Annotated in this window: 1 protein-coding gene; it reads left to right on the top strand. The window is 61.4% G+C overall.

What is annotated here, in order from left to right:
• Nucleotides 1-12: 12 nt before the first annotated feature.
• Nucleotides 13-729 (top strand): FadR/GntR family transcriptional regulator, encoded by a 717-nt coding sequence (locus ALO64_RS07755; protein ID WP_094195075.1) that lies wholly within the window; start codon nt 13-15, stop codon nt 727-729.
• Nucleotides 730-766: the final 37 nt, after the last annotated feature.

The raw sequence follows: 766 nt of genomic DNA, 5'->3' as shown, positions 1-766 counted from the left end.
CCGCAGGCTGCCCTGTTCCAAAAGAACCATCGACGCCTGGCAGAAACCCTGGTCGACCGCTTCGCCCAGCGCATGCGTGACGGTGTGCTGGTGCGCGGCGAGAAATTGCCTTCCGAGATCCACATCATGGAAGCCGAGGGTGTCAGCCGCACGGTGGTGCGCGATGCGCTGTCGCGGATGCAGGCCGCGGGACTGGTGGAAACCCGGCATGGTGTCGGCACCTTTGTTCTAGACATGCCACCGCCTGAAGGTTTTTCGGTAGGTCCTGCGACCATCGCCACCTTGTCCGATGTGCTGAACCTGCTGGAGTTTCGCTTGAGCCTGGAAGTCGAGGCAGCAGGGCTGGCTGCGCAACGACGCAGCCCTGAAGCGTTGTTTGAGCTCAAGCGGGCGTTCGATGCGCTGCTCGAAGGTCCGCAGAAATCCGGAACCACCATCAATGCCGATTTTCAATTTCACCTCAAGATCGCCAAGGCGTCAGGCAATGCCTACCTGGTCGATATCATGAAACATCTGGGCACCAAGCTGATTCCCCGCACGCGGATGAACTCGGCCTACACAGGGCAGAGCGATCGCAACGCCTACCTGGCCGGCATCAACACCGAACACCGGCAAATCTACAACGCCATCGCCGAAGGCAACGTCGACGCAGCGCGCTCGGCGATGTACCTGCACCTCAACGGCAGCCGCATGCGCCTGCGTCGCACTCAGGCGCTGTACAGCGACTGAGCGATTCAGGGCCGGACGCGGAGTTTCTGCCAGACAC

The sequence above is a fragment of the Pseudomonas meliae genome (genome assembly GCF_001400515.1).
Classification (GTDB): domain Bacteria; phylum Pseudomonadota; class Gammaproteobacteria; order Pseudomonadales; family Pseudomonadaceae; genus Aquipseudomonas; species Aquipseudomonas amygdali.
The sequence above is the reverse complement of the archived record's forward strand: the minus strand, read 5'-3'. Positions and strand labels throughout refer to the sequence as shown.